Origin of the sequence: Aestuariibius insulae (assembly GCF_040783535.2) — a bacterium.
Lineage (GTDB): Bacteria > Pseudomonadota > Alphaproteobacteria > Rhodobacterales > Rhodobacteraceae > Aestuariibius > Aestuariibius insulae.
This window is the reverse complement of sequence record NZ_JBFONW020000002.1, coordinates 548,886-567,184: the sequence shown is the minus strand read 5'-3', so window position 1 is coordinate 567,184 and position 18,299 is coordinate 548,886. Positions and strand designations below refer to the sequence as shown.

Genomic DNA, 18,299 nt, shown 5'->3' with positions numbered 1-18,299 from the left:
TCAAGGCCTGGGCGGACCAGGAGCCGGACTGGCGCTGCGATCTGCTCGTGCGCGGCAACCAGCGGATCGGTCAGCTCGTCAGCACGATCTGCGCCGCTGGCCGGGCCCGCGACACGTTCATAGGCACCAAGTCAGGCGTCGTGCGCGAGACCGCCGGACAGCCGGTCGAGGCTCTGCTGACCCCGCGCAACACAAGGGGCGGGTTCCGCGTCGAACATCGCAAGGTGGATGACTTCCATGCGCTGCGGGTCAAGGCTGTCTCGGAGCGGCTCGAATGGCAGGAAGACGAGATCATCGTCTATCGCGATGGCTACAGCTTCGAGACCGCCTCCAAGTTCCTCGACCTGTCCCTGATCGGCACGGTGATCGGGGAGAGTGAAGAGAACGCGGGCAACGCCTGGAAGCTGGCCCGTTACTTCATGGCCGAGCTGCTGCTGCGGCCCGAAGAGATCCAGATCCCGGTCGATCTCCATCACCTCGCCTTGCGCATCGGATCGAAGTTCCGCTTCCAGCACGATGTCCGGCTGAACGGCGTCGGCTCAGGCCGCATTCTGGAGATCGCGTCCGAGGGCGCCAGCACCCGGCTGACGCTCGACGAGGCGCTCGAGACCCCGGCAGGCGACTATCGGCTCTCGGTGTGGAATACCGTCTCCGAGCTGGTCACGGCGACGGCGGTGCAAGACCGCCCGCCGACATCAGTCAACGATTGGTGGCCTTATGATGTCGTCGAAGAATTAGCGATCGATGCGAATATTGCTCGGGGCGGCACGTGGTCTGTTCCGTCCAATAAGCAGTCCGCAAGCTACGTTTTGCAGATCCAGTCGGTTGAGATGCCTTCTGTTCCACTTTCCGAATGTCTTGCCGAGGTGGGAGGATTTGGGAGCGGTTTTGCAGTTTTTGTGGACGGCGATCTATTGGTCGCCCAAGCCGGTCAGGGAACCGAGCCAGGCGCGACTGGTCAGGCGCGCATAGAATTCGACTACTCGGCGTTCCGCGGGCATTCGGTTGACCTGACCGTCGAGATCGATACCGATCTCAATAGCCTGAGGCTTTGGATCGGCCGTCGTCTTGTTGCGTCCGAACTTGCTATCGGCGGTTCATATCTAGGCGGCAAGTGGACGGCAGGTAACGTCGGGCATTATCTTTCTGGTTTCACATCTTCAATGGTAGCGGGTGCTCCCAGGAACGACTGGACCGGACAAGCTGGTGATCTTCTAATCTACACCGAAGCAAAGGTCCCCGATCCTGTTCGCGGACCTGTTTGGATCTGCGACCGCGATATTTCCGGCGATATCGAGCCCTGCGATCTGACGGTCATCGAGCGCGTTGAGGACGCCGAACGCGATCTGATCGTCACCCGGATCGTGCCGGAGGCGGACGGCCAGGCAACCCTCTACGCGGTCGATGCGGCCCCGGAGATTCTGCAGGCCGATCAGGGCCCGATCCCGACCTATGATCCAGATATCAATACCGATCTGATCGGGCTGGAGGCTGGGCCGTCTTTCCCGAAGGTGCTGGCCGTCCGCTCGAACCTCGCCACTGCGGTCGTGCGGCGCGCCACTGCCGTTCCGCTGCCCCGGATCGGCGTCGCGACCCGTCCGCCCACGGCGCAGATCGGACGGGCGGTTTCCGCGCAAATCCGGTGGCGCAAGGTCGGAGATGGTCCCTGGGCGACCTCGGCCATCTTGCCCTGGGCGCCGGAGATCTTCACCGATCCCGTCCAGGAAGGGGCGTCCTACGAGGCCGAGATCCAGTTTCTCGACGATCAGGGACGGACGCGCGGCTTCGTGCCGGCCGGGATCTTAGAGGCCAGCGTGGCGCCGCTCTTCATCTTCCCTCCGTCAGGCTGGACCGCGAAGGCCGGGATCGACACCGTGACGCTGCAGGGCACTGCCTCGATCAACGAGGATTTTGCCGAGTTCCGGGCCTATGCGCTGACGGCGGCGGGCCAGCCGGAGGTCTTCGTCGCGGCCAGCGCCGCTCCGGTCATCGTTCTGCGCCCTGATCCCGCAATCGGCGCGACGGGCTATGTGATCCGCGAAGCGCTCAACACCGGCGCTCTGAGCGATCCAACACCGTTCCTGCCGGCTGTGCCAAACGGCGTGGCCGAAAGCGATCTGGTCAATCCGCTGCGCGACAAGATCGAGGACGCCCGTACAACGGCGGATACGGCCATCGCCGAGATTGATGTTGTCGAAGAGAACATCAAGGACGTGCTCAGCCTTGGCGCGGTTACGACGCCAGATGGCGAAATCATCGAACTTAAGATCGTACGATATACCGATCCGACGGGCGCCACGAGTGCCGCTCTGCAATTCGACGGGCAGCTCATCATCGACGGGACGGTCGGGGCGAGCGCCCTCGTCGTGTCGGATTTCAGCGGCAATCTGGTGCGCGATGCGCCGTTTTTCAGCGGCGACGTTCGGCCTTGGGATGTCCGATCCGCTCAGATCGAGCTTGTCGAAGGGCAGATCGGTGATGGCTATCCCGACAAGCATGTCCTGCGCTTTCCGGTCAATCCATCGAATCTGCGCGTCATCGTAGAGCCTTCCACGCCCTGCGAAGCCGGGGCTTTTTACTCTGTTCGGTTCCCGCTCTTTTGCGCCGGCTCCTGCCGTCTGTTGGTGTCCTTCCAGTTCAAAAAGGCGACCGGGGGAACATTTGCCACGAGGCTGGTCGGACCGAGCGCAGGGTCCTTCCCGGCCTGGACTGTCTTCGAGGGTCAGGTTCAAGCCCCGGCGGAAGCGGTTAGCATGCGGATCGATATCGTTCGAGCCGCTCACCCGGATGATGACGGCGAGGCTTTCTTCGGGCGCGCGATCGTGCGGCGCAAATCGACTGCAAATACGGTGATCCTGCCCGGGTCAATTACGACCGATCTTCTCGATGTGCAGGATCTTTCGGTCGAGCAGCTCGCAGTCTTTGGTGGCTCGCTGCAGTCGGACAATTTTCAGCCGCTGCCGAACTTGCGAGGCTTCCAGATCAATCGCGATGGCACCGCCTTTTTCGGCAGCGACGTGAGCATTCGAGGAGCGCTCAAGCGATCGGCCTTTGCAGGCGGCGAGCTGACCGTCCCGATCGAACCTCTCGATATCGAGTTCATCGATCAAAGCACGACGGACTTCCGCTTCAAGCGACCCGGTCTGGTCGATCTCTACGTGGTCGGAGGCGGAGGGAGCGGCGGTGCGGCTGTCGCGGATCTTGGTGTCAGGCAGGGGGTCGCGGGCGGCGGATCGGCAGGCGGCTGCGTTCGTCAATACATTATCGAGGCGAACACGACCGACACCTACATAGTGACCATCGGAGCCGGGGGTGCCGCTGTCTCGCAAAGCGGCAACGGCGCGACCTTCGGTCAGAATGGCAATCGAAGCCGGTTCCAGGGCGCTGGCCTCGATCTTATCGCAAATGGCGGCCGGGGCGGACGAGCGGCCACCTCGCAGAGCCTTCCGGTCGAGGTGAGCGGCGTCAGCGGGGGCACGGCGTCCGGTGGCGATGGCAATTTCCGGGGCGGCGACGCCGGCGGCGCGCTGTGCACGGTGGACGGCGATCTTGGAGCCGCGTCCAGCGGCGGCGCCTTGAGCTTCAACTTGCTCAACGCGGTTGCTGCCAGCCCGGGCGCGGTCAACGGGGCCGGAGATGACGGCAAGCCGATACCGGACATTCTCGATGGCGTTCAGAGCAGCCCGATCCCGTTCCTGCGCATGGGCGATGGCTACAACTTCCAAGGCGGCGATGCCCGCTTGCAGCGCAATGGCAGCAGCGTGACCAAAGGGGGCAACGGACGGCTCGGAACGGGCGGCGGAGGTGCAGTTGCGAATGGCGATAGCGGCGTCGCCGCCCAAGCCGAAAGCGGCGAAGGCGGGCGCGGCTTCGTCATCATCTTCTATCGCGGCGGGCTCGATCTGGCGGGAGGGAGCTGATGGCGGTCTATCGGCTCGACGGTCCGGACGGCAGTGCCCTCGAGGACAGGATGATCTGCGCTCCGGAGGAGATCGGCAAGTTCGAGATCGAAGGGCGCAGGGCGGTCCTGCTGCAAGACACCGGCAAGTCGGACACGGAGGCGCTCGACGATCTGCGGCGCCAGCGGGATCGGCTGCTGGCCGCAAGCGACTGGATAGAGTTCTGCGCCACGCTGCCGGCCGATCGGCGTCTGGACTGGCGCTGCTATCGTCAGCAGCTGCGGGACCTGCCGCAGACCGTTAAGACCCCGCATGATCCGGATTGGCCGGTGGTTAGGGCAGGGCGCCCGCAGACGGTCGTCGCGATAGGCGCCTGGCGCCGTGTGGCCTCCGCCCATCGCCGAGCTTTCCTGCAGGCGCTCACCCTCTATCCCGCGCCGGATGTCGGTACCGCGCCCTCGGACCAAACGCTGGCAGAGCTGTTGACCACGCTCATGCCAGCGCAGGAGGCCGTTCTGCGCGCGCTGGAGGACATCACGGTCTTCCAGCGCAGCCATAGCGACATGTCGGCCTTCGCCGCCGCCACGGGCCTGGACGATATGGCAATGGACGCTCTCTTCGCGCTGGCGATCGGCATCGAGGCCGAGCAGGTGAGCGACGCGGAAGAGGCCGACGACTTTCTGACCCTTTGGACCGAGGCAGGGCCGATATGACGGATGAAGAACGCGAGATGCTCGTCGAGGTGCATGAGCAGATGGGGGTTCTGATGCGCGATCTCTATGGCGTGCCGGAGGGCTCACCCGAAGATGTCCGCCCGCTGATCTATGAGATGCGGACGGTCGTGCGGGCGTTCCAGCGGGCGTCCTGGGTGACGCGGCTGCTGATCTGGCTTCTGCCGACCCTTGCCGGTCTCGGCGTCGCCATCCGCGAGATCACCAAATGGTTCGGCGGGCGGGGCTCGTGATGCAGTTCTTCAGACGATCCGCCTGGGACACGAAGGACGTTATCGCCGCCATCGTCGCTGTCGTTATGATCTTATATCTCGCCTCGCCCCTCTGGCCCTTCATGCAGGTGCAGCGGGTCGCCGTGGCGTTCCCATCGGTGTCCCTGACCCGAACCGTCACGCTGCCAATGCATATGCAGTTCACCGATCAGGTTGAGACGATCGACGGCCGACAAGTCGAGGACTGCGATGCCTCGGGCAGGGCGTTCTATGAAGCGCGGGGCAATCGTCCGGTCATCTTCGATCTGGCCTGCGAGACGCTGCCGTCTGGCAGCTACTTCTACACGCCTTGCTGGGTGCCGGCCGTCCTCAGTTTCGTCATGCGCCCGAGCTGCTCAGATCCGATCCCGTTCGACGTCCCATCGGCCGAACCGCTCGGCTGATCCACACCGCACCCCGATCCTATTCACCGGCCCGCCTCGCGCGGGCTTTTTTTGTTGGAGGAGAGCTATGGAACTGACGTTCAAAACTGCGATGGAGGTCGCATTCCACGAGGGGCTTGTCCGGCAGGCCTATAGGGACAGCGTCGGCGTCTGGACCTGGAGCGTCGGACTGACGAGCCAGACCGGGCACAATGTCCGGCGCTATATCGACAATCCGCAACCGTTGCGCCGCTGTCTCGAGGTCTTCGCCTGGGCGCTCGACAACTATGCCGAGGCCGTACGTGCCGAGTTCAAGGGGCACGATCTGACCGAGACTCAGTTCGCCGCCGCGCTGAGCTTCCACTGGAATACCGGATCCATCCGCTCGGCGTCCTGGCCGGATCACTGGAAGGCCGGAGAGGTCGAACAGGCCCGCAAAAGCTTCATGCTTTGGAACAAGCCGGCGGAGATCATCAAGAGGCGCGAAACGGAGGCGGATCTCTTCTTCGACGGCATCTGGGCCGGAGACGGCACCATGACAGAGTATACCCGGCTGACCGCCCGCCATACGCCCGTCTGGTCCTCCGCCAAGCGGATCACGATCGAGCCGATCCTGCGCGCTCTGCTCGGCGACCCGGCCGAACCCATCCCCGGCGAGACCAGCCTCTCGGACCGCGAGAAGCTCGACGCCATCCGCGACATCGTCGCGATCTGAACCACCCCCACCCCCAACCATCGAACCTAGAAAGGACTCCAGCAATGGATACTCTAAACGCGATCCTATCCTCCGAGGCCGTGATCACGGCAATCGCAACAGTCTTCGCGGCCCTCCTGACGCTCTTCATCAACCGCGCGGCCGGCGCCATCGAGGCCGCCTCCGGGATCCAGATTGAGAAGGGCCACCGCGAGGCTTTGCACGAAGCGATCCAGACCAGCGTCGAATCCGCTCTGCGCTACGGGCCGGACATGGCCCTGGCCAATCTGCGGGCCCATGTCGTGCACCATCTGAAGGAAAGCGTGCCGGACGCCTTGACGGCACTGACACCTGGAGATGGTGTCATTGATCGACTGATCGAGCGCTACGCGAACGAGGCGTTTGGCAAGCTGCAGACTGAACCAAGATAAAACCGCCCATCGCCCAGGTCGGGGTTAAGTCACTTCGAGCTGGGCCGTCGCCTGGCTTTATTATGGACGCGTCACGCTGTCTGATCCCGTCAGCACCATTCGTGCCGTCGTCCAGCCCATTGCACAGCGAGTCCTTCGGAGATGAGGACCTCCGCGACGGTTTGACCGTTGCGCAGCCTCAGACGCACTAGCGGCCGCCCGTAGCCACCCGTTCGGCCGCTATCTTCGACCGCTACGACGTCTCTCAGCAGTTCCTCCATTCGCCGTGTCGCGCTCTCTGCCAAGTCACGCTCAGACCGACAATCGGCGCGATGCCCACGCTCGGGCGCATCAATCGCCTCAAGCCGTAGATTGGCGCCGGTGGGCAGGCATTCAACGGTGTCGCCATCAACGGTCCCAAGGACGAGCGGCAAGGCGCAGAATGAGAGAAGCATGGCACAAGCCTTCCGAAATGTTTGTTAGCCGACGAATAATTCAGGCGCAGAACTAGCGCTCTAAGACCCTCAACGAAAAACCTTTCGATCGCCTAAAGCGGCGCTCGAAATTGACCCCAAAGGGGGCAGGTGCTGCGCCAACAGCACCCACCACGCAGCCAAACTTCAGACCGACTGCGCCGACGTTCCTGAAAGAACACGCCGCCCATTCCGCGTCAGGTGCAGGAGGGCGGTCTGATTCTGGAATTCCCATGACGAAAATGAGGCAAGTACCAGCGGCCAAACCTGTCGCCCCGTGGCTCGGCGGCAAGAAAATGCTCTCTAACCTGATCATCGAGAAGATCGACGCGATCGATCATGCCACCTATGTTGAGCCGTTCGTCGGCATGGGGGGAGTGTTTCTCAGGCGTACCTGGAAGCCGAAATGTGAGGTCGCCAATGACATCAACGGCGAGATTACCAACCTCTTCCGCATCCTCCAGCGGCACTATCCGCAGCTCATCGAGGTGATGCGGTTTCAGATCACGTCCCGAGCTGAGTTCGAACGTCTCCGGAAATGCGATCCCAGCACGCTGACCGATCTAGAGCGCGCCGCCCGCTTCCTATACTTGCAGCGGCTGGCTTTCGGGGGGCAGCTCGGCGGCGTCTTCGGCGTTGCGCCCGATCGCCCCTCCCGATTTAGCCTGTCGCGTTTGGAGCCGCTACTGGAGGCCGCGCACGCCCGGCTCGAGGACGTGATATTCGAAAATCTCGATTGGCGGGCCATCCTCGAGCGGTACGACGGGCGCAAAACCCTGTTCTACATCGATCCGCCATACTGGGGGCATGAGGCGGACTACGGCCGTGGGCTATTTGATAAAAGGGATATCCGGGAGATGGCGGACAGGCTGTCCAAGATCGACGGCACCTTCCTGCTCTCGATGAACGACACGCCTGAGGTACGGCGCCTGTTCGATGGGTTTCACTTCGAGGAGGCGAGGTTGACCTATACCATATCGAAACACGAGGCGAAGGCCGCGCCGGAACTGATTGTCTGCAACCGGGAGATCAGCGTCGGTCTGCTTTGACGCCCTAATGGCTTTCCAGTTGCTGCCGTGCCACTTCCGCGAAAAACGCGGATCGGTCATCGGCAACGGAATCGATCTGGTGGTTTTCGCTGGTGACAGAAACGTATGAGTTTTGGATCACTATTATCGGGTAGACAGGGCTTGAACCATTCCGCCCTCGAAGCTGGTAGACAGTTTGATGAAGCGCTTAAAGTCTTCGCGGAAGATGCAATCGTCGCCTCTCGCACCAAGCAAGCACCTGTCAAGTTTTATCGCGATTTCGTTCAGCTGGCCAAATTCCGAGATAAGATTCGTGTCGCCAATGCCAAGCTGTTCCATACCAACAATGAACGGCACTTTTGCTTCGCTGAATTGCCTATAGGCCGCCCGGTAGTCTGCTAGGTTTTCTGGTGTAGCGGACTGATCCGCTGGCATTCTGCTCACCGTAGCCCTGAGATAGGCCAATGATGCACTGAAGTCAGCCAAGTGGTCGTAACTAGTCTCCAAAAGCACACGCTGTCGGTCGCGGACCGCTTGTGAAGCGGAATACCAGCTTTCGATAGAGAATCCGATTATTCCAACGAAAACAAATGTCACAAATCCTTTGAAGACAACCAAGCAGTACTCTGAACTCATTAGCGCCTCCCTTCCTGATCGCGAGTTTATCAGAGATTCTAGCTCTTCTCACATTACCAGACTGGACTGGAATTTTTACAGATACTCCTTGCCAATACCTTCCGGTGAAAACGGTCCTCCCTGATCAGTATCAGTTGCTTTTCGCGATATAGGCGTAACCTTTCGCCTCGGCCTCGGGGCCAGTCATGCCGAACCCGCTGGCCTCGGTCGCCACCCAATCCATTGCGTCGTGCAGATCGGCGAAGGTAGCTTTGCGCTCCATGAAGTATGCGACGCTCTTTTTCATGTCAGTTCCTCTGCCTCGCTTTCGATGACAAAGATATAAGACCAATGTTTCACACGCACAAGTACGAAACGTACGAAACATATATTGACGCGTACGAAACAGATGCATAGCTTGCGGCGTATGAAACTGTCGTGCCACATATCGTCGAATGAAGATCGGCTACGGATACAAGCGAAAGACGCGCGCCTTGGAGGCAGTAGGGGCAGAGCGGGTTTATCTCGACGGAGAAAAAACGAACCGGGAAGAGCGACGGCATCTCTTTCGAGATCTACGGAGCGGGGACACGCTCGTCTTGCTTGCAATATCGGACCTCGGCGCTGGAAAAGGACTTCGAAACATGCGGTCTGAATTGAATGAACGCGGTGTCTCGATCGAGGTGGCTGAGGTCGCGATAGAACAGCCGCGGAAACCTACCGGTCGTCCGTCGTCTTGGCAACCGTCTGAGGATGAAGACGACCGGATCAGGTCGATGTGGGCCAACGTGTCTGTTGACGGCGGCTACGTGCTCGACATCGCATGTTCAGCGATGGGCGAGGACAAGAGCGACCGAAGGGCCCGTGAGCGTGTCCGTCAGCGGCTGCTACGGAGATATGGCTCTCGGAGGTAGCCCGCTTGAACGGCTGTCTTGCGGGGCTTTGCTGCCATCTATCCCCTAGCTCTGAAAGACCGCAGTCGGCCCAAAGCGTACACGATCCTTGCATACCCTGAAACACACGGCTCCCCCAAGGCGCGCGGGAAACGGACTCTTGCTTCAGGCGCAAGATGTGCAAGCTTAAAAGGCCATCGCGGAAATTTAGTTTGCACTATTTAGCAAGCCTACGACATTGCCCGTGCCCGGACCTCGCCGATAAAATCACCGACAGACCAAAGCCAGCTGCGCTGCGCCTCGGTGTAGCTGCCGTGAACAGGGGAGGGGACCACGAGCTGAAGGCTGGACGCCTCCATCTGATCTGTCTGCGGCTCCGAAATCCCCGGCTCCAGTGTCAGAAGGTGCTTGCGGCTGATCTTCTCGGCTTCCGCCAGAACCTGCCGCCAGCGGTCCTTGCAGGTCGATTTGGCTCCCAGCATCGTCAGACGGACGTCCCCATCGGCCGGAGCCGCCTGATAGGTCTCCAGATCGGGGAACAGGAAATCCGGCTTGTGTTTGTGTTCCGTGATCGCGCCCCGGACATGCCGGATGTCGTGCGCTCTGAGAACAGCGGCCATGTGGTTCTCCAGTGAATGCCCCATGCGGGATTTACGCCGGTTCTGGACACTCAGGGAAAAACTGATGAAGCCGTCCACGTCCGTGCCGTCCGCATTCGTGAACCCCGCCTCGATCCGCGAGGACACGACCCGGCGCTCCAGCCGCCGGAACAGGGCTTCTTCATGGTCCAGCCACGCGATGAGCGCGGCGTCCGGGTCATCCTCGGCGCGCACCTCGGGCAGGGTGAGGCGGGCCAGATCGGAAAACGCGGCCGTCTTCGGAAATGTTGTGCCGAACTTCTCAATGATACTGTCCAGCTTGTCGGCTTCGGGTTCTTCAAACTCGACGCCGATCTCGTCCAGAATGAAGCGTGCAGCAAAGTCCAGCTCCGGGTCTTCGTCGGAAAAACCTCGCGAGATGAATTCTTCGCCTTCAGGGCGCAGCCCAAATAACCAGAGAAGCTGTTGCTCACTTGTGGACCCTTCGGGGGCCACAATGAACCACAGGACATTGCCGTGGTCTTTTGCAAGGAACAGTGTGTCTCCGGCCTTCATAGCCTCTGTTATGGGATTTGAGGGATAATAGAGACGCCATTCGGCTGCACGGGGTTTATTGAGCCTTGTGTCATAGTGAGTGAACCAGCTCTCTTCACTGATACCGTCCTGATCACCACCCAGCCAGACATAAATGGCCGGTGATTTATGATGGGGTTCGGTGCCGAGAAAATCCTTCATAGCCTTCGTCGTATTTACTTCATGCTGATTTGATTTTTTTGGCTCTGCATCGACAGCAGATAGGCGTTTAACTCCGACGCCTTTAAAATAGTCAGACAGTTGCCCGCGCTTCATCGCCCTTTAACTCCATTGTTTTTAAATCTGATTTCAACCATATGGCGCATTGATCGACAACGCTGTCGAAGGGCAGGCGGGTCTTTCCCTTCAGCGCGCATTCCCAGACTGTGCCGATGCGCCAGCCCGCGGCCGCCAGCGCCTCGCACTGGTGCCGGTCGCGCTCGATGTTCGCACCGATCTTCTCGCGCCAGAAGTCCTCGCGGCTTTTCGGCCAGCGAAACAGGTGGCAGTCATGGCCGTGCCAGAAACACCCATGCACGAAGATCACCGCGTTGCGGCTGGTGAATACGAGGTCCGGCTTGCCGGGAAGGTCCTTACGATGCAGACGGAAGCGGAATCCGCGTCCGTGAAGCGCAGACCGGATCGCCAGCTCTGGCTTGGTGTTCTTCCCTTTGACAGCGGCCATCATCCGGCTTCGGACGGCGGCGGAAACAGTGTCGGCTGGCATTACGCGTTCGCCAGTGAGGCCTCCGGCATTTCCGGATGCTCGGCTGGCATTTCGCTGGCGGCGTAGGCGCGCCTCTCGTCCAGTGGAAGCTGTGCCTGGATGTTTCCGGGCACGTCCCGGCCGTCCAGCTCCATCGCTTCGGCGATCCGCGTCTGCATGAGCTGCGCGACGGCGTTCACCACCGGCACGACAACGGCATTGCCGAACTGGCGGTAGGCCTGTGTATCGGAGACGGGAATTTTCCACTCGGTCTGCCTGGGCTTCTCGAACCCCATCAGGCGGGCGCACTCACGCGGCGTAAGGCGGCGCGGGCGGTTGCCCTCCTGCTCGATCAGTATCTCGGAGCCGTCCTTGTAGTAGCGAGCCGACAGGGTGCGGGCCACATCGTTGGGGCCGAACAACGAGAAACCGAACCCGTTTCCGGCGCTGCGGTGTTTCTCCTTGTAGCCCTGAAGGTACGTCCACATGTGTTCGGTCAGCGTGTATTTCGGATCGACTGTCTTATCGAGGATCGAGCCGAGGGTAGGGCTGTCGCCTTCCGGTACGGCAAGCTGGTCGAAGTCGAACTCGATGCTGTGGTCCTTGAAGCCGACAATGAAGATGCGCTCGCGCTTCTGCGGCACCCAGGGTGTCGAGCTGATAACCTTGTGGAATACCCGGTAGCCCAGCTCCTTCTCCAGAACATGGATGATGGTAGCGAAGGTCTTGCCGCCATCGTGGCGCTCAAGATTCTTCACGTTCTCCAGCAGAAAGGCCGGGGGCCGGTGATGGTCGATGATTTTGGCCAGATCGTAGAACAGCGTGCCCTGCGTGTCGCAAAAGAAACCATGCGGACGGCCAAGGGCGTTCTTCTTGCTGACGCCCGCAATCGAGAACGGCTGGCACGGAAACCCGGCCAGAAGAATGTCATGGTCCGGGATTGTCTCCGGCGCATCCGCGTAGGGCCGCACATCTTCCGCGAAGACATGTTCGCTGTCGGCAGGCTCGGGGAAGTTGGCGCTGTAGGTCTCCCGGCTGAACCGGTCCCACTCGGCCGTGAACACGCAGCGCCCGCCGATGGCCTCGAACGGAAGGCGCAGGCCCCCGATCCCGGCGAAAAGGTCGATGAACCGGAACCCAGTGGGCCGTTCGCCGGTGCAGCGCGCATCGGCCGTCTGGCGCAGCTTCTCCAGCCGGAGCTGGTCGATCCGCTTGCCTTCGCCCTTCATATTGCGCCGGATCGTCCGGTCACTCACGCCCAGAAGTTCCGCCGCCGTGTCGATGTCGAGACCGGCGCGCTCCATAAGCTCTGCGAATTCTGTCCGTGGATGTGCGTTCATCTGCCTGCCTCTGCTCCGTGTCTGTTATTGACAACATGTCATAATCTGTCCCAGCGTCCTTTAGAAGCCTGTTTCTGACATTTGTTCGTATTTTGTTCTGATATCGCGTAATCGATCCGACGCTACAAGTGTTTGGTACCGGCTGAGTTGAGCTTGTCGCTAGCCTTCAAGCCGTGTGAAGGATATGTGTTGATAAGAGGCAGCAAATAGATGACGAGCAATGAAACTATAGATCTCAGAACAGCGGCTTCGCTTGACAGGCAAACCTTGATCAAGGCGACCGCCCTTCTCATGACTGTGGCGGCAAAGGATAACGCAGAAGTGCGTCGGGAGATCATCGGGTTGATTAACGCCGACGGTGAACTGGACGCTTGGAAAGACGCATTTGAAGCATACCCCGATGTTATGTGATGATTGCTTCGACGAAATTTTCGCAACGCTTGTTACGTAGTGTCTCTCGTCTCTACTAGTCTGAGAAGCCGCCATTTATGCGTCTTGCCGCATGAGGTGCTCTGGGCTCATGCCGGTCATTGGGGCCACCGCAGCATCCCCGTTAGGACAGCGGTTCATATTCCTCGAGGACGGCCCAGAGCCGACTTCTGTCGTATGTGCAGCGACAGGCCGCTCCCCATCCAAAAGAAGATGCTCGAGTGCCTCCAACCAAATGTCAGCTTCGCGACACTGCTTTTGTCGTTTGGTTGCTCCGCTGCCAATGCCTAAGGCTGTCGTTGTCTTTGTCTTTATCCTCGACTTGGACACGTAGAGGCGCAACTGCACCAGATCAGCCACAAAGACTGCTTGAGTCGCAGCTTGAGGGGGGGAAAGATGCTTGCAGTTGCAACTCATGGTTTTTTTTAGAATGAAATAGTTGGTGTGTGCATTAAGAAAGGGCTCGCGATTGTTTTTTCCGATTTGTTATTTGGGATATGGTGAGGGTTAGATGATCCGATTTCGGCGGGTTACCCTTCGGCCGCTCAATGCCTGGCTTGTAAATCAGCATCTATCTAGAATGCATAAGCGCTACGAATTGCGTGTATGGCGGGAAGTGAGCGCAAACCTCGCTCCCGTGCGTGATGAATTGATTGAATATTGCCAAGAGGCACTGGACGACGCCCGTGTCCGAATCCGCAAGGGTTTCGAGGATAGTCTCTCGCCCTTTGCTGATCCGCCTGACGATCCAGCCGCGCACTATCCGGCCATGCTCAACCGCATCACGCTGCAGGGCTATCTGGGGGAAACTTTGGCAGGCCTCGCTGTCGAACACTTTGGCGCCTTCAACAGGACTGACTGGCAAATTCCGGCATTCCTGTTTCGCTTCCACGATACCGAGTTCCAGCATCTCGATCTGATTAATGAGCGTCTGCTAGTGGGCGACGCCCATGATCCCGACGCGGTGGCGGAGCGCAGACCGGGCAGGACCGGTGACGACGCACTAGCCTTTCGTCTCAACGATGATGGCAAGATCACACACATTTTGTCGCTCGAGGCGAAGTGTCTGGTCAGGAGCAACACCGACGTCATGACTGACGCGCACGCAAAGCTCTCCGCAGGCCAGCGGCGTCCGAGCGGCGTCCGCGAGTTGATTACTCTCCTTTCCGAATACGAGACCGAGGAGGCCCAAGCCTGGGTCGAACGTCTGCTTGAATTCTATCACAAGGGGTACGAAACAGCGAAGAGGAGCGACGGGCTTGCCTATACTGTCGGCCATTCACCAAAAAAGCCGGCCACGCGCATTGGCTGGCTACCTGTTGACGCACCACATACGGCCTACACGGCAACCCGCAGATTCGACGCGATGGAATTCCAGCTCGAGGACCTCAATGGTCTTGTCGACATGCTTTACAGGGGGGAATGATGCCAAGTGAGGCTGTCACAGAAATTGCCCAGTCAATCCGGGAAACGCTCGCCGGATCGGCCCTCTCGCCGCTTCAGGCGAAGCTCTACAGCCAGCGTACCCGGCGTGACATGGGTGCCGATGGCCTTCCCTCATTCAGCGTTGCGGAGCTGACTGCACGGCTCGATGAGGCGTGTCTTCTGCTTGAAGTCGGCTGGCTCGAACGGTCCGGCGGTGACAGCCGCTTATGGCCGCAGGCCGTGAAGCGTGCGGCCGAGGTGCTCGAATGGATTTCGCATGCATCGCTCAAGCCTCCCGAAGCGCCGATCCATCTCCTATCGGCAGCCGCCTATCAGGTGGCTGGGTATCCTGCGATGGCGCTTGGGCAATTGCGGGCCATGCCGGCAGGCGAGCCATATTCCGCAATCCTGCGCGAATTTCTACGCGGGGACTTCGATGCGGCACTGACCGCGGTCCAAGATTTCTGGAAAGTGCAGCATGAGTTTGGGCCGGAAGAGGTGCTGCGCCCAGAAGTTATGGAGATAGATGGAACCAGCGCCACCCTGGTCGACCTTGAAGTCTCCACCGTGCGTCATGTCGTCATGTGCATTGGTACGATCTGCTCTTACCTGCGTACGGGTGAATCTGCCCTTGCCGAACGCGCGGTCACCAAGCTCGACGCGCTCGCCCACAGCTATTTGCACAGCCGTGATCCCTATTCCTATCTCCTCGCACGCCTGTGCGCAGGGGCTGCGCATGACTTCATTGGTGCTAGCCTTTGGCCGCATATCGAACGGCTGGCCGACGACATGAATTCCAGTACCCGGGCGGCGTTGACGCAATTTGCTCGCGCCGCCTTTGCCAATCGCAGGGCGCTGGTGTGGCCTGCGCAGCGCGAAGGTATCGATCGGCTCGCCGCAAACGACAGCTTCGTGCTCTGCACACCAACCGGCTCGGGAAAGACAACAATCGCAACGCTTGGGGCTGTGCAGGGCCTGTTCGCACCACGGGCCAATCCTCTCGCGCCCGAGAACCTCATCCTCTACCTAGTACCCTCACGCGCATTGGCCGCCGAAGTCGAGACACGCTTTGCTGAGGATTTGCGAGGCATTGCAGCCGAACCAGTCGTCGTGACAGGCCTTTATGGGGGCACTGACTGGGGCCCGACTGACGCTTGGGTGCAAATAGACCAACCGACGGTCGTAATTTGTACGTTTGAGAAGGCCGATGCGTTGCTACGCTACCTTGGCACCTTGTTCTTGGACCGCGTGCGTCTCATCGTGATCGACGAGGCTCATATGGTCGAGCAGGACCCGAGCCGCGCCGACGCCGTAGCCGATGGCACCTCGCGAGCCCTGCGGCTGGAACAGTTGAGCGCCCGCCTTTTAAGAGCACAGGACGACAAGGGCTTTCGCATCATTGCGCTTTCGGCCGTAGCGGCCAAGGCAGCGCCGGCCATTGCCTCTTGGTTGTCGACCGACACCGATGGCGGACCGATCAGTTCGACCTATCGCAGCACGCGTCAGATGCTTGGCCGCCTTGAAGTCACCTCCTCGGGTCAGTTCGACATCCGCTATGATCTAATGGACGGGCGAACCCTCGAATTTGAGGATGAGCGAACCGACGACCGACCCTATATCCCACGACCATTCCCTCGTGTGCCTGGCGGTGTGAACAAAGACTTGGGCGTCGAGAAATCCTTGCGTGGTCCTACCTTGTGGGCGGCACTCCATCTCGCGGCTGAGCGTCCCGACGGCACCAAGCCAACCGTGATGATCTCACTGACTCAGTTCGTCAGTGCATTCGCCGAAAGCTGCGCCGACCTGATTGAAACGTGGTTCGAAGATGGCGAGGAGCTTCCCAACTACTGGTCGGTCGCTGCCGACGATCTGCAATGGCAGAGCTGCCTCGCGGCCGCCAAAGACTATTTCACCAAAAAGTCCTTTGAATATCGCCTGCTCGTACACGGCATTGCGGTCCATCATGGCCGAATGCCGGGACTGTTGGCGCGGCGCCTGAAAGTGGCCATCGACCGGGGCAATGTCCGCGTCGTCATCGCTACATCGACTCTGTCGGAAGGCGTCAATATTCCGGTAAACACCCTGTTGATCCCAAGTGTCCACCGCTCAAACAGCGTGTTCACAGTGAACGAATTCTCCAACCTGATCGGTCGGGCCGGACGCCCAGGCGTCGCGACGGAAGGCAGTGCCCTCGTCGTACTGCCCGAGCGCGAGTATCACTGGCGGGGTAGGACGCGCGAACCGGCGTGGAACCGCACGTGGGTGGGCTATGAGCAGCTGGTTGATGAGCTGAAAGAAGCCACTGAGCTGGCATCCGGCGGCGACCTGTCGGTCGAGGAAGGCACTGCTAATAGTGCACTTGTCATCCTACTCACCAAATTGCGTGACGCCTGGGAGGATTTGAGCGGCAGCGACGATGACGACGAGTTTGCTGAATGGCTCGAAACAACCGCAGTGGTGGACAATGACGGCGCCGATGAGGCTAGTGAGACCCTGCTTGACACACTTGATAGCCTGCTTGTCGCTGCCGTCCAGGAAATCGAGCAGCTACGGGTTTCCGGATTAACCGCCGCCGATCTTGAGACCGAATTGACCGCCCTGTGGCGTCGGACATACGCACATGTTGCGGCCGATGAAGAAGATCGCCTTGCGCACACTTGGCTCGGACGCGGGCGCGCGATCACCAGCCTCTACCCGGACCCCGTCCGCCGCCGCCAGCTCTACAAGACCAGTCTCCCACCGCGGTCGGGCTCGATCTTGCTCGACCGCATCGAGGAGATCCGTGCTTTGCTGCAGGCTGGCAGCGATTATGCGGATCGGACGGCCGAAGAACAGTTTCAGTTCATTCGCTCGGTGGTCGCGCTGTTGAGCGAAGTCCCAGCGTTCAGGATTTCAACCAAGCTTGGCAGCATGAAAAAACCGTTCACCGACTGGGAGAAGCTGCTGCGTTGGTGGCTGTTCAAATCTAGCCTGCCTCGTCAACCCAAGCCGAAGGAGCTAGCGCCGTGGTTCGCGTTCGTCGCGGAAAGCTTCATTTATCGCGGCAATTGGGGACTGGGCAGTCTGGTCGGCGTTCTTATGGATCGCGGCGACGCCGACGGGCCGGTCGATGCACTAACGATGGATGATTGGCCACGCAGCGGTTTGCCTTGGATTGGTTTCTGGCTCAAAGAACTCGTCAATTGGGGGACTCTTGATCCCGTCGCGGCATTCCTGCTCGCCCGCGGCAACGCGAAAGACCGTGTGCAGGCCGAGGCTGACGCGCACGACTATTATGCCCAGCTAGACGAGGATACCGATCCGAACGACAAGCTCGATCCGCGGCGTATTCGCGATTGGCTTGAAACGCGCCGACAACCGGCACCCCGGCGAGCGGCAACCGCCAAGATCGAACTCGACGTCCTGCTTGAACGACCTGCCCGCGATTATCGCGCCAACACGCTGAACGTCTTGCCATTGGAAAACGACGGAAGTCTCAGTTGGATTGATCCCGCTGGTTATGTCGTCGCGCAGTGCGTGCAGCCGGACGATTGGGACGATCAGCACGTGCGCTACAGGTTTGAGCTAACGGTCGGTACATGCAAAGTGGTCGGCGAACCTTATCAGCCTCATCTTCGCCCGAAAGGCTAGGGAAGGGCACTTCGGCGAAAACCTTCATGGGAACCCAATCAGTTTGACCGGCCGTAGAACCCACGTCCGGTTTCAGCTTGAGCATGTCGACAGCTCTTCAAACAGAGGACGACCCCAAACCGGGCATTCGCACATACTGCAGCGAAAGTCGGCTTTCCGCCGGTGCCTGATCAGGAGCCTGCAAAGCTCAACGTTATTGAGTGAACTCATGCAACAAAGG

Annotated in this window: 16 protein-coding genes; 10 read left to right on the top strand and 6 right to left on the bottom strand. The window is 60.1% G+C overall.

Translation table 11 applies throughout. From position 1 onward, the window contains the following. From AAD018_RS09080 to AAD018_RS09055, 6 genes are all read left to right on the top strand, one after another. Positions 1 to 3,920 (top strand): glycine-rich domain-containing protein (locus AAD018_RS09080; protein ID WP_412005224.1); only part of this gene is annotated, 3,920 nt, incomplete at its 5' end. Continuing rightward, positions 3,920 to 4,612: a phage tail assembly chaperone gene (locus AAD018_RS09075; protein WP_412005223.1), complete on the top strand. Its 693-nt coding sequence runs from the start codon at positions 3,920 to 3,922 to the stop codon at positions 4,610 to 4,612. The genes AAD018_RS09080 and AAD018_RS09075, both read left to right, overlap by 1 nt. Continuing rightward, positions 4,609 to 4,863 carry a hypothetical protein gene (locus AAD018_RS09070; RefSeq protein ID WP_367315176.1) on the top strand — a complete coding sequence of 85 codons (255 nt, stop codon included), beginning with the start codon at positions 4,609 to 4,611 and terminating at the stop codon, positions 4,861 to 4,863. Before AAD018_RS09075 ends, AAD018_RS09070 begins: the two co-directional genes overlap by 4 nt. Beyond that, positions 4,863 to 5,285 (top strand): hypothetical protein, encoded by a 423-nt coding sequence (locus tag AAD018_RS09065; protein WP_367315175.1) that lies wholly within the window; start codon positions 4,863 to 4,865, stop codon positions 5,283 to 5,285. The genes AAD018_RS09070 and AAD018_RS09065 overlap by 1 nt, the downstream gene beginning before the upstream one ends. 67 nt (positions 5,286 to 5,352) lie before the next feature. Further along, the gene (locus AAD018_RS09060) at positions 5,353 to 5,979 is read left to right on the top strand and encodes a lysozyme (RefSeq protein WP_367315174.1); all 627 of its coding nucleotides are present in this window, start codon (positions 5,353 to 5,355) and stop codon (positions 5,977 to 5,979) included. Positions 5,980 to 6,023: 44 nt separating this feature from the next. Further along, positions 6,024 to 6,389, top strand: coding sequence for a hypothetical protein (locus AAD018_RS09055; protein ID WP_367315173.1), 366 nt, complete (start codon positions 6,024 to 6,026; stop codon positions 6,387 to 6,389). Positions 6,390 to 6,478: 89 nt separating this feature from the next. Here AAD018_RS09055 and AAD018_RS09050 read toward each other — a convergent pair whose 3' ends face one another. Beyond that, positions 6,479 to 6,823: a thermonuclease family protein gene (locus AAD018_RS09050; protein WP_367315172.1), complete on the bottom strand. Its 345-nt coding sequence runs from the start codon at positions 6,821 to 6,823 to the stop codon at positions 6,479 to 6,481. Between the two features lie 260 nt (positions 6,824 to 7,083). Here AAD018_RS09050 and AAD018_RS09045 point away from each other — a divergent pair, with 260 nt between their 5' ends. Further along, complete coding sequence (locus AAD018_RS09045; protein ID WP_367315219.1) at positions 7,084 to 7,890, top strand: DNA adenine methylase; 807 nt, start codon at positions 7,084 to 7,086, stop codon at positions 7,888 to 7,890. A gap of 123 nt (positions 7,891 to 8,013) precedes the next feature. Here AAD018_RS09045 and AAD018_RS09040 read toward each other — a convergent pair whose 3' ends face one another. The 5 genes from AAD018_RS09040 to dcm form a co-directional block, all read right to left on the bottom strand. After that, positions 8,014 to 8,505 (bottom strand): hypothetical protein, encoded by a 492-nt coding sequence (locus tag AAD018_RS09040; protein ID WP_367315171.1) that lies wholly within the window; start codon positions 8,503 to 8,505, stop codon positions 8,014 to 8,016. A gap of 130 nt (positions 8,506 to 8,635) precedes the next feature. Further along, a complete protein-coding gene (locus tag AAD018_RS09035; RefSeq protein ID WP_367315170.1) occupies positions 8,636 to 8,791 on the bottom strand; it encodes a hypothetical protein in 156 nt (51 codons plus the stop codon). 816 nt (positions 8,792 to 9,607) lie between these two features. Next, the gene (locus AAD018_RS09030) at positions 9,608 to 10,711 is read right to left on the bottom strand and encodes a type II restriction endonuclease (RefSeq protein WP_367315169.1); all 1,104 of its coding nucleotides are present in this window, start codon (positions 10,709 to 10,711) and stop codon (positions 9,608 to 9,610) included. A gap of 91 nt (positions 10,712 to 10,802) precedes the next feature. Continuing rightward, the gene (locus tag AAD018_RS09025) at positions 10,803 to 11,237 is read right to left on the bottom strand and encodes a very short patch repair endonuclease (RefSeq protein WP_412005222.1); all 435 of its coding nucleotides are present in this window, start codon (positions 11,235 to 11,237) and stop codon (positions 10,803 to 10,805) included. Positions 11,238 to 11,275: 38 nt separating this feature from the next. Further along, entirely contained in the window at positions 11,276 to 12,559 is a 1,284-nt protein-coding gene (gene dcm, locus AAD018_RS09020) for a DNA (cytosine-5-)-methyltransferase (RefSeq protein WP_367315167.1), read from the bottom strand. 246 nt (positions 12,560 to 12,805) lie between these two features. On the opposite strand from dcm, the gene AAD018_RS09015 reads away from it, so the two are divergent. The 3 genes from AAD018_RS09015 (at position 12,806) to AAD018_RS09005 (ending at position 18,079) form a co-directional block, all read left to right on the top strand. Beyond that, the gene (locus AAD018_RS09015; protein WP_367315166.1) at positions 12,806 to 13,006 is read left to right on the top strand and encodes a hypothetical protein; all 201 of its coding nucleotides are present in this window, start codon (positions 12,806 to 12,808) and stop codon (positions 13,004 to 13,006) included. 598 nt (positions 13,007 to 13,604) lie between these two features. Next, entirely contained in the window at positions 13,605 to 14,450 is an 846-nt protein-coding gene (locus AAD018_RS09010) for a hypothetical protein (protein WP_367315165.1), read from the top strand. Further along, a complete protein-coding gene (locus tag AAD018_RS09005) occupies positions 14,450 to 18,079 on the top strand; it encodes a DEAD/DEAH box helicase (RefSeq protein ID WP_367315164.1) in 3,630 nt (1,209 codons plus the stop codon). The genes AAD018_RS09010 and AAD018_RS09005 overlap by 1 nt, the downstream gene beginning before the upstream one ends. The last annotated feature ends 220 nt before the right edge of the window (positions 18,080 to 18,299 follow it).

Coding starts and splice junctions, on each gene's coding strand:
- AAD018_RS09075 (WP_412005223.1), top strand. CDS start 3,920: ATGGCGGTCTATCGGCTCGACGGTCCGGACGGCAGTGCCCTCGAGGAC.
- AAD018_RS09070 (WP_367315176.1), top strand. CDS start 4,609: ATGACGGATGAAGAACGCGAGATGCTCGTCGAGGTGCATGAGCAGATG.
- AAD018_RS09065 (WP_367315175.1), top strand. CDS start 4,863: ATGCAGTTCTTCAGACGATCCGCCTGGGACACGAAGGACGTTATCGCC.
- AAD018_RS09060 (WP_367315174.1), top strand. CDS start 5,353: ATGGAACTGACGTTCAAAACTGCGATGGAGGTCGCATTCCACGAGGGG.
- AAD018_RS09055 (WP_367315173.1), top strand. CDS start 6,024: ATGGATACTCTAAACGCGATCCTATCCTCCGAGGCCGTGATCACGGCA.
- AAD018_RS09050 (WP_367315172.1), bottom strand. CDS start 6,823: ATGCTTCTCTCATTCTGCGCCTTGCCGCTCGTCCTTGGGACCGTTGAT.
- AAD018_RS09045 (WP_367315219.1), top strand. CDS start 7,084: ATGAGGCAAGTACCAGCGGCCAAACCTGTCGCCCCGTGGCTCGGCGGC.
- AAD018_RS09040 (WP_367315171.1), bottom strand. CDS start 8,505: ATGAGTTCAGAGTACTGCTTGGTTGTCTTCAAAGGATTTGTGACATTT.
- AAD018_RS09035 (WP_367315170.1), bottom strand. CDS start 8,791: ATGAAAAAGAGCGTCGCATACTTCATGGAGCGCAAAGCTACCTTCGCC.
- AAD018_RS09030 (WP_367315169.1), bottom strand. CDS start 10,711: ATGAAGGATTTTCTCGGCACCGAACCCCATCATAAATCACCGGCCATT.
- AAD018_RS09025 (WP_412005222.1), bottom strand. CDS start 11,237: ATGATGGCCGCTGTCAAAGGGAAGAACACCAAGCCAGAGCTGGCGATC.
- dcm (WP_367315167.1), bottom strand. CDS start 12,559: ATGGAGCGCGCCGGTCTCGACATCGACACGGCGGCGGAACTTCTGGGC.
- AAD018_RS09015 (WP_367315166.1), top strand. CDS start 12,806: ATGACGAGCAATGAAACTATAGATCTCAGAACAGCGGCTTCGCTTGAC.
- AAD018_RS09010 (WP_367315165.1), top strand. CDS start 13,605: ATGCATAAGCGCTACGAATTGCGTGTATGGCGGGAAGTGAGCGCAAAC.
- AAD018_RS09005 (WP_367315164.1), top strand. CDS start 14,450: ATGCCAAGTGAGGCTGTCACAGAAATTGCCCAGTCAATCCGGGAAACG.